Raw genomic sequence first — 9,493 nt, 5'->3', positions numbered from 1 at the left:
GAGGAGGTTGGAGAGGTGTTGCGGTCGTGGGGTTGGTTATGGGGTGGGAGCGGGTTGGAGTTCAACGGAGATGTCGTCGAGCCAGACTGTCGCGGGAGATGTTTGTTCTTTGGTGAGCGAGAGCATGACCGATATGGAGCGGGTATTCGGGGCGAGTGTGGCTTGCGTAGTGAATTCTTGCCAGGTGGCGGTTTCCGGTACGGGGAAGAGTTCTTTTTTGTTGCCGAGGTAACGGACGATTTTGCCTTTTTCGTCACGTTCGAGGCCGCGGATGAGGGCGCCTTTTTCAACAATGCCTTGGGTGCGAATATAGAGGCGAATGCTTACTTTGCCGGGAGCGGTGGTTTCGGGGAGAGGGATTTTGATGGAGGGGGTGTGGACGATTTTCTCGCCGTTCGTTGTCTCCAGAAGTTCGATACGCAGGGAGTTGCCTCCGGAATGCGGGTCGTTGGTGTCGAGTTTGACGATAAAGGGCGTTTTCCAGCCGGTCGCCGGTTTGTAAACGTTTCCGACGCCACCGCCCCAGTCAGGAATGTGCGCGGGGATGCCTTCAAAGGTGTATTTGGCGAGGAGTTGGGGTTGTGGCTCAGCGGCGTCTTGGGCCGATGCCTGATTAGTCGTGCAGGCAATTAAAAGAGACAGGGCGAGTGGGCAGAGGATGCGTGTCATGGGAAATAAAATACAAATTGGAAATTGGGGGGAGGAGACCTATTGGGAAATGCCAACTTTCCACGGGTCGTTGTTGGAATTGATAGCGGTGAGGTCTTTCACCGTTTTGAGCGCAATGTGCCCGTCAGTGTAGGCAACATAGCCTTTGCCGTTATGGCGCGTGTCGAAGGTTGTGGTGTCTCCAACCGCAGCAAGATAAGCTCCAGTCCTGCCGCCACCTTCTGGCGCAGCATCAGTGACGTTGGAAGCGTTTTGCGACCAATTGCTCACCCATTTAGTTTCGGCAAAGAGAATAGTTCGAGAAGTGAGGACGCTGGAAAACTTGTAGTATCCATGAACATAATAAACCGTGTTGTTTGCCGCCGAGGCGAGTTGGCTGTTGAGGCCGTAATGGGGGGGATAGGTGAGGCCATCGTTAACAGCCCCGCAGGTGCCTACTTTGTCATTGTAGCCGACATTGCGCAGATTGGTCGCTCCGGCTACCTTGTTGTGAATTCCCTTCCAAGCCCAGCAGGCTTGCGGTACCCAGTCTCCGTTGTCCTGTGCCCAAATAGCAGCAAGAGTGGCTAGCTGGCGGATGTTGGAACCGCAGCGGGCTTGTTGCGCTTGAGCGCGGACACGGCTGACAGCGGCAAGTGTAATGGCTGCCAGGATACCAATGATCGCGATGACGGTAAGGAGTTCGATGAGGGTGAAAGCGGATGTGCGGTGAACGTAATTTGAAGCGTTGGGGGACGTTTTCATGATGGTGGTAGCGCGAAAGGCGTAAGTTTGGAGTCGATTGGTAAAAAGGCAAAATCGAGGACGGGGAGCGTGATTTATAACCGGCGGTTTATCGCCGCCGGTTGAAGCAAGGGGGAGTCAATTTATCAAAAATGGCTCACCTGCGACTGAACTGCCTGCGAGCAATAAAAGCGATGCCGAGTGTCAACAGTGCAGCAAGCGATGCCCATGTGGCGGGTTCGGGAACGGGAGTGGCTGGAGTATAGGTTGCATTGATGCCGGAGAAGCTCGCCAGAGAGGCGTTGAGGCCGCCGCCACTCATGAGGCCTACGCGGTCGAAGGACCAAGTGAGCGGCGTGGCGTCTTTATAGGTGCCGCCGATGGAATAGGTGGTCGAGCCGGTACCAGTAATCGACCAAGTTACGCTGAGACCCGTTTCGATTCGCTCAAGGGCGAAGGAAAAGGTGTAGTTACCCGATCCAAATTTCCCTGCGGGGGTTCCTGCGAACGCTTGTCGCTCATCGGCCATACCCGCCCCATTATTGAAGTAGGCAGTGGTGTTGGTCGCAGTGCGCTCCCAGAGGCGACCATTGGGATTGGCACCCGTACCGCTGTTGGTGGCGAAATAGCCGAGCCAGCCATTGGTGGTGCTGCTGCTATGGGTGTTGAAGAGCCCGAAGCGGAATTGGTCGGCACCTGAGTCGCCAGCAATCGTGAGAGCGACGGAGCCTGAAAAGGTGAGCGTGTCGCCGACAGCAGAGAGCGTATAGGTTTCGGGCAGGGTCGCGTAGATCTGATAGCCATTCGCGGAATTGGCTGTGCCGTTGCCGAAGACTGGGTTGGCGGTGTCCAGACCGGTGATGGCCGTACTACCAGCGCTCTTCGTCCATGAGGAAACAGGAGTGGCGTGGGTGGTGGATGACAATGCAGCAAGGACGCTGAGGACGGCCGCTCCGACAAGAGTGCGCGTAGTGATTCGAGTTGGGTTCATTTGAGTATGGCTGGGTTGAAATACGAAAGAAAACTGCCAATAGAGAAAGTAGTTTCTTTCCTTTTGGCAAGTATTTTCTTGCCACAAAGCAAACATACATAATCACATGTTTGGCAGTGTCTTATTTTGAAAATTCAAAAAAATAGACTTGTCATGGCAAAAGAAAGTGGTTTCTAGAGAAGCACCATGCCCTCTCTTGCTGAAATTTCGCGTATTTGTGGAGTATCCCTTGGAGCCACGTCCAAGGCTTTGAGTGGCAAACCTGGAGTTTCAGATGCCACACGCCAGCGCATCCTCAGTGTGGCCTCAAAGTATAATTACCGGCCCAACCGGCTCGTCCACGCGATCCAAAGCGGACGCAGCATGACCGTCGGGCTGACGTGCAACGACTTTCGCAGCGATTTCCCGGGACGCATCATCGAGGGGATGTTGGAGGTGCTCTACGGCGCAGATTACGACGCCATAGTCATTAGTTGGGATTTGTGCGTGAGGGGCGGAGAACAGGTTTTGCAGACGTTCGCAGAGCGGCGCGTGGATGGCTTGCTGATGTTCCCGCCCGCCGATCAGCCGTCGCAGGCGTATTTGCAGGAGTTGCGAAATTTCCGGCGTCCAATCGTGGTCGTGGACCAGACCTTCGCAGGGTGCGAGGGCTTCGATTTTGTCGGGAGTCAGGATTTCGAGGGCGGGGTGCTGGCGACGGAGCATCTGCTGTCACTGGGGCACCGCCGCATCGCCAATATTTGTCACCGGAAAACAAGTACAGGACGGGCGCGCCTGGAGGGATTTCAACATGCGATGGCGCGGCACGGCGTGACTGTGTATGAAAAATGGATACGCGAAATCGTCCACTATGGCTCGGACGAGCCGCTGAGTCTGGCGCGGGAGTTGCTGGCGGGGGGGGGGGGGGAGAGGCCGACGGCAATTTTGTGTTTCAACGACTGGGTGGCCCTCGATGCGATGGCGGCGGCGCAGGATGCGGGATTGCGCGTGCCGGCGGATGTGTCGGTGGTGGGATTTGCGGATTTACGGGCGTCAACGAGTGTGCGGCCACGACTGACCACGGTGGCGCAGGACCCGGTGGAGATCGGACGGCGGGCGGCGACGCGATTGCTTGGTTTGCTGGGAGTGAGTGGCGGCAGTGGTGGCGCTGGCGATGATGGCCCGAGGATCAATGCGAAAGCGGTCGTCGCCGGCACACCGCGGCAGCCGCTGATGGACCGGGTGCCGGTGCGGCTGGAGGTGCGGGAATCGACAGGGCGCGCCGGTTAGCGTTTTATGCCTGGCGTTCTTTAGTCTTTCAGCGCGCCCGTGCGTCAGTCTTTGCTTGCAAGAGTCATGCGCATCGGGCCGGTCACTCTTTCCTCCAATCTTTTTCTGTCTCCGCTTGCCGGATACACCAACCTGCCCATGCGGCTCACGGTGCGCGAACTCGGCGGTCTGGGGTGGGCCACGACCGATCTCGTCAATGCGCGCTCGCTCATCGAGCGCAGCAAGGGGGCGATGAAACTCGTGGAAACCGCGCCCGGCGATCAACCGCTCGCCATCCAGCTTTTCGGCTCCGTGCCGGAGGAAATGCGCGACGCCGCCGTGATTTGCAAAGAACTCGGCGCGCAGTCCGTGGACGTCAACATGGGGTGTCCCGTCAAGAAGGTGGTCGGTATCGGGGGGGGGGCCGCGATGATGACCGAGTTGAACAAAACCGCCGCCCTCGTGCGCGGCATGGTCGAGGCGGTTGGCAACAAAATCCCCGTCACCGCAAAAATGCGTCTCGGCTGGGACGACGCCAATATCACCGCGCCCGATCTGGCCCGCGTGCTCGCCGACGTGGGCGTCGCCGCGATCTTCGTGCACGGGCGGACGCGCGCGCAGGGGTTTTCGGGGACGGTCAATCTCGCCGGCATTCGCGCCGTGGTCGAGGCCGTGCCGGGATTGCCGGTCATTGGTAATGGCGATGTCACTACACCGGAGTCGGCGCGCCACATGATTGCGGAGACGGGGTGCGCAGGCGTGAGCGTGGGACGCGGGGCGTTTTATGATCCGTGGATTTTCAAGCGCACCGAGCACCTGCTGCGCACGGGCGAACTCCTGCCGGAGCCGACGTTTGCCGAGCGCCTGCGCGTGATGACGCGGCACTTTGAGCGGTATTGCGAATTTTACGGCGAGGAACACGGGGCGCGTTTGTTCCGCCGCGTGGCGCCGTGGTATGCGCGGCGGTTTGGACCGTCGAAATTGTTCAAACAAAAGATCATTACGATCACCTCACGCGCCGATTTTGCCGCGGTGGTGGCAGAGTATGTGGCATGGCGGGCGCAGTTTTGCGATACGAGCAGCGGCGGTGGAGAGGGCGGCGGTGGGAATGGCGAGTTGTTGCCGCGCTTCCGTCTGGAGCCGCTGACGGCGACGTTCATGCGCGCACCGGGCGAGGCAGGCGGAGCAGGGGAGGGGGGGGGGCAGTGGAGCGTGCCGCGATTCCGGTGCCGAAGGGGCCGGTGGATCGTTGGTGAGCGTGCCAGATTTGTTGTCTCGACAGGCTTGGCGCGGGCGTCGCAAGCGACGCCCCTACAGCGGGCGGGACGCCCGTCGCTCTAGCACAAACCCGATTCAGTGACGTTTTCGTGAAGCATTCCGGTTGAGTTCGTCCGGTGGCTTCCTTTTAGGAAATGGCATGTCTTCCACCTCCAAACCCTCTGCAAAACACGCCCTTGTCACCGGTGCATCGCGTGGCATCGGTCGCGGCATCGCCCTCGAACTCGCCAAGGCCGGTTATCGCGTGGCCATCAACTACGCCGGCAACTCTGCCGCCGCGGATGAGACGCTTGCCCAAATCCGCGCCCTCGGCAGCGACGGCTTCACTGTGCAAGGCGACGTTTCTGTGGCCGCCGACCGCGCGCGCCTTGTGGCCGAAACCGTAAAAAACTTTGGTCGCATCGATCTGCTTGTGAACAACGCCGGCGTTGCCCCCACCGTGCGCGCCGACATCCTCGAAGCCGGCGAAGAGAGCTTCGACCGCCTCTATTCGATCAACCTCAAAGGTCCGTATTTTCTTACTCAACTCGTCGCCAACCAGATGCTCAAACAAGAGCGCGACAGCGAAGGCTTCCGCGGGCGCATTGTCACGACGACCTCCATTTCCGTTTACACCGCCTCCACCAGTCGCGGCGACTACTGCATCGTCAAGGCCGGCCTCGCCATGATGACCAAACTCTACGCCGACCGTCTGGCGAATGACGGCATCAACGTTTACGAAGTGCGCCCCGGCATCATCGCCACCGACATGACCGGTGCCGTGAAGGAAAAATACGACAAGCTCATCCTCCAGGACGGCATCACGCCCATCCGCCGCTGGGGCACGCCTGAGGACATCGGCCGTGCCGTGCGTGCCATTGCCGAGGACCGTTTCCCATTCTCGACCGGCGCGGTGTTCGACGTTGACGGCGGCTTTCACCTGCAACGCCTGTAAAAACCTCAAACGGTCGGAGGACTGAAAATCGAAGGTTAATTCTTCGCTGATGACTTTAGACTTTCAGACCTTGGACTTTCCACTGATACATTCGACTCCGGGCCAATTCTGCGGGTTAAAACGCAATCGCTGCGTTTCACCCCGGCCCACTTCCAGATAACCTGAAAATTCCTTCCAACATATGAGCAAAACTCCCATCCGCGTAGCAGTTACCGGAGCCGCCGGCCAGATCGGCTACTCCCTCCTTTTCCGCATCGCCTCCGGTGCCATGTTCGGTCCTGACCAGCCGGTCATCCTCCAACTCATCGAAGTCCCCGTCGAGAAGGTCATGAAGGCCCTCGAAGGCGTCGCCATGGAACTCGACGACTGCGCCTTCCCGCTGCTCAAGGGACTCGTCCTCACCGACAAGCCCGAAGTCGGCTTCAAGGACGCCAACTGGTCCCTCCTCGTGGGAGCCAAGCCCCGCGGTCCCGGCATGGAACGCGCCGACCTCCTCAAAGACAACGGACGCATCTTCACCAGCACCGGCAAAGTCATTGACCAAGTCGCTGCGGACGACGCCCGCATCGCCGTCGTTGGCAATCCCGCCAACACCAACTGCATGATCGCCGCCTCCCAGGCCAGGCGCCTCACGCCCGACCGCTTCACGGCCATGGTGCGCCTCGATCAAAACCGCGCCCAGACCCAACTCGCCAAAAAAGCAGGCGTGGATCTCACCGCGGTCAAAGACATCTTCATCTACGGCAATCACAGCCCGACCATGTTCCCGGCCTTCGCGCACGCCACGATCAATGGCAAGCCCGCCGCCCAAGTCATCAACGACGACGCCTGGCTCAAGGGTCCGTTCTGCGAGACCGTCGGCAAACGCGGCGCCGCCATCATCGCCGCCCGCGGCCTCTCCTCCGCCGCCTCCGCCGCCAACGCCCTCGTTGACCACGTCCGCTCGCTGGTCACCCCGGGAACCATCCACTCCATCGCCGTCAAGAGCAACGGCGCCTACGGTTTCGATCCCGCAGTCTGGGCCGGACTCCCCGTCCGCACCACGACCCCCGGCAGCTACGAAGTCATCAACGGCTACGCCATGGACGACTTCGCCAAGCAGAAGATCGCGGCCACCAACAAAGAGCTCGTTGAAGAACGCGCCATGGTCGCCGAACTGATTGGTTAGTGTTAGATACGGGTTAGTATGATGTTAGTGTTAGTTGTTAGATAAAAAGATAGTTGTTAGTTTGGGTTTTGTGTTCTCGGCGCCCCGGAAATCTGGGGCGCCGTTTTTGTTGTTCCAGCGAAGGGGGGGGGGGGAGGACGGGCATGGTGAATGGACGGTTCGGCCAATTGAAATGCGCGCATCACTACATTTGACGCCATCGCAGGACACCGCTTAGTTGTGCTCCCATGATCGACCTCATCAAAAAAACGCTACTCGCGGGTGTTGGCGCCGCTGTCGTTACCAAGGAAAAAGTCGAGGACACCCTCCATGATTTCGTACGCCAGGGAAAAGTCTCCGCTGGCGACGCGCGCATCATGGCGGAGAAAATCGCCGAGCAAGGCCGCCGGGAATTCGAAGACGTGAGCGAAAAACTCACCGCCCGATTCAAGGAACTCACGGCCCGCGAATCCTCCGTGCTCAAGGACCGCGTCGCCACGCTCGAACAGCGCATCGCCGCCCTCGAAGCCCGCCTCAACAACGAATCCGCCCCCGCCGAAACGCCCACCCGCAACGGCGAACCGTGAAAAAAAGCTAAAAACTAAAATGCTAAAAAGCTAAAATCAGACTGCCTCCCCCCCCCCCCCCTCCTCCCTCATTTCAGCTTTTAGCTTTTTAGCGTTTCAGCTTTTCCCATGAAGCCACTCGGCCTCATCACCAACGCCGTCCGGGCCAAGGAAATATTTACCGTTCTCGCCCGGCACGGCTTTGCGAACCTGCTCAACCAAATCGACCCGCAAGGTCACTGGTGGCAACGCCTCGTGCCCCAGCCCGGCCAGCGGCGCACGCTCTGGGAACGCACCCGCCTCGCCCTCGAAGAACTCGGTCCCACCTTCGTCAAGGCCGGCCAAATCCTCAGCATGCGTCCCGACGTGCTCCCGCACGGACTCATCCTCGAACTGCGCAAACTCCAAAACTCCGTCAGCCCGCTCCCCTTTGACGAGATGCGCGAGGTGCTCGTCGATGAACTCGAATTCGAACCGTACGAAGTCTTCGCCACCTTTGACGAGACGCCCGTCGCCTCCGCTTCGCTTGCCCAAGTTTACCGCGCCACGCTCCCCGACGGACGCGCCGTGGCCGTCAAGGTGCAACGTCCCAACCTCGCCAAGATCGTCCATGCCGACCTCGACCTGCTGACCTGGTTCATCGCCCAGTTGCACCACCGCATCGCCGCGCTCCAGCCCTACGACCTGCCCGCCGTCGTTGCCGAGGTGAAGGCCAGCCTCCTGCGCGAACTCGACTTCCGCAACGAGGTGCGCAACCAGCAATATTTCAACGCCCTCAACCCCAACCCGACAAAAGTCTTCGCCCCCGCTGTCGCGGATGAACTCTGCGGCGAACGCGTGCTCGTCATGGAGTGGATCGACGGCACCCCCGTGTCGTCTTCCAAACTCACGCGTGACGAAGCCCGCCGCATCGCCGCCAACGGTGCCGAGTCCATCATTCACCAAGTGCTCATCAGCGGCTTTTTCCACGCCGATCCCCACGCTGGCAACGTCCTCATCGTGCCCGACGGACGCCTCTGCTTCCTCGATTGGGGCATGGTTGGCAACCTCACCAAACGCCTCCGCCACGGACTGGCGGACCTGCTCAGCGCGGCCGTGGCGCAGGACGCCGAGCGCATTGTGCAAATCGCCGCCGAGCTTGGCAGCCCCGGCGGACGCGCCGACCTGCGCGCCATGGAGCGCGACGTGACGCTCGCCTTGCGCGAAGATTTCAACCCCACGCTCGGCCACGAGCAGATCGGGCGCGCCATGCTCAAGCTCCTGTTTATTTTTGGGCAGAACGGCATCTACATCACCCGCGACTATTCACTCATGGCCAAGGCCGTGCTCTCCATCGAGGAGGTGGCCGGCACGCTCGATCCCGGCTTCGAACTCGCCAGCCACGCCCGCCCCGTGCTCAAGCAACTCTACGCCGAGCGCACCGGCCCGCGCGCCGTGTGGCGCGAGACCCACCAGTTCTTGCGCTCCATGGCGCTGGGCGCGCGCGAATTGCCCTCCGGCCTGTTTCGCATCCTGCGCCGCCTCGAACGCGACGATCTCACGATCAAGTTTCAACACCAAGGGCTCGAAGACCTCGACGACGCACTTAAGACCGCCAGCAACCGCATCACGCTCGGCGTCATCGTGGGCTCAATCGTCATGGGTTCGTCGCTCATCATTACAACGAGAGTGGGCCCCACGCTCTTCGGTTATCCCGCGCTTGGGATCATCGGATATCTCCTCTCGGCCCTCTTCGGTTGCTACATCGTGTGGGACATTTTCCGCCACGGACGACACAAGTAGCCTGCAATATCCTGGGACATTGTCGGTTTATTTTGTCTCACGCAGAGACGCGGAGAACGCAGAGCCGGAAAAATGCAATATTTGTAATTTAATCACTGATGTTACGCAACCGAAGCAAGGAGCGGCGGTCTCCAGGCCGCCGGACGACGCGAAGC

The 9,493-nt window shown here is 59.9% G+C and carries 9 protein-coding genes; 6 read left to right on the top strand and 3 right to left on the bottom strand.

Annotated features, from left to right (window positions below; all coding sequences use genetic code 11):
• Positions 1-36 precede the first annotated feature (36 nt).
• The 3 genes from OBACDRAFT_RS22425 to OBACDRAFT_RS22415 form a co-directional block, all read right to left on the bottom strand.
• Positions 37-669 carry a hypothetical protein gene (locus OBACDRAFT_RS22425; protein ID WP_043589164.1) on the bottom strand — a complete coding sequence of 211 codons (633 nt, stop codon included), beginning with the start codon at positions 667-669 and terminating at the stop codon, positions 37-39.
• A gap of 39 nt (positions 670-708) precedes the next feature.
• The gene (locus tag OBACDRAFT_RS25955; protein WP_052362386.1) at positions 709-1,413 is read right to left on the bottom strand and encodes a type II secretion system protein; all 705 of its coding nucleotides are present in this window, start codon (positions 1,411-1,413) and stop codon (positions 709-711) included.
• A gap of 136 nt (positions 1,414-1,549) precedes the next feature.
• Positions 1,550-2,383, bottom strand: a complete 834-nt coding sequence (locus OBACDRAFT_RS22415) for a PEP-CTERM sorting domain-containing protein (RefSeq protein ID WP_043589167.1) — start codon at positions 2,381-2,383, stop codon at positions 1,550-1,552.
• Positions 2,384-2,569: 186 nt separating this feature from the next.
• On the opposite strand from OBACDRAFT_RS22415, the gene OBACDRAFT_RS22410 reads away from it, so the two are divergent.
• The 6 genes from OBACDRAFT_RS22410 to OBACDRAFT_RS22385 all read left to right on the top strand — a co-directional run bounded on the left by OBACDRAFT_RS22410 (position 2,570) and on the right by OBACDRAFT_RS22385 (position 9,338).
• Positions 2,570-3,652, top strand: a complete 1,083-nt coding sequence (locus tag OBACDRAFT_RS22410; protein WP_043589162.1) for a LacI family DNA-binding transcriptional regulator — start codon at positions 2,570-2,572, stop codon at positions 3,650-3,652.
• A gap of 66 nt (positions 3,653-3,718) precedes the next feature.
• Positions 3,719-4,972: a tRNA dihydrouridine synthase DusB gene (dusB, locus tag OBACDRAFT_RS22405; RefSeq protein ID WP_232767584.1), complete on the top strand. Its 1,254-nt coding sequence runs from the start codon at positions 3,719-3,721 to the stop codon at positions 4,970-4,972.
• 76 nt (positions 4,973-5,048) lie between these two features.
• Positions 5,049-5,843 carry a 3-ketoacyl-ACP reductase gene (locus OBACDRAFT_RS22400; protein WP_043589161.1) on the top strand — a complete coding sequence of 265 codons (795 nt, stop codon included), beginning with the start codon at positions 5,049-5,051 and terminating at the stop codon, positions 5,841-5,843.
• Positions 5,844-6,024: 181 nt separating this feature from the next.
• Complete coding sequence (locus OBACDRAFT_RS22395) at positions 6,025-7,011, top strand: malate dehydrogenase (protein WP_043589160.1); 987 nt, start codon at positions 6,025-6,027, stop codon at positions 7,009-7,011.
• A gap of 227 nt (positions 7,012-7,238) precedes the next feature.
• Positions 7,239-7,577 carry a phasin family protein gene (locus OBACDRAFT_RS22390; RefSeq protein ID WP_043589159.1) on the top strand — a complete coding sequence of 113 codons (339 nt, stop codon included), beginning with the start codon at positions 7,239-7,241 and terminating at the stop codon, positions 7,575-7,577.
• A gap of 108 nt (positions 7,578-7,685) precedes the next feature.
• Positions 7,686-9,338 carry an ABC1 kinase family protein gene (locus tag OBACDRAFT_RS22385; RefSeq protein ID WP_043589158.1) on the top strand — a complete coding sequence of 551 codons (1,653 nt, stop codon included), beginning with the start codon at positions 7,686-7,688 and terminating at the stop codon, positions 9,336-9,338.
• The last annotated feature ends 155 nt before the right edge of the window (positions 9,339-9,493 follow it).

It is taken from the genome of Geminisphaera colitermitum TAV2, from assembly GCF_000171235.2.
Taxonomy (GTDB): Bacteria; Verrucomicrobiota; Verrucomicrobiia; order Opitutales; family Opitutaceae; genus Geminisphaera; species Geminisphaera colitermitum.
Note: the sequence above shows the minus strand (reverse complement) of the source record. Positions and strands in the feature narration are given on the sequence as shown.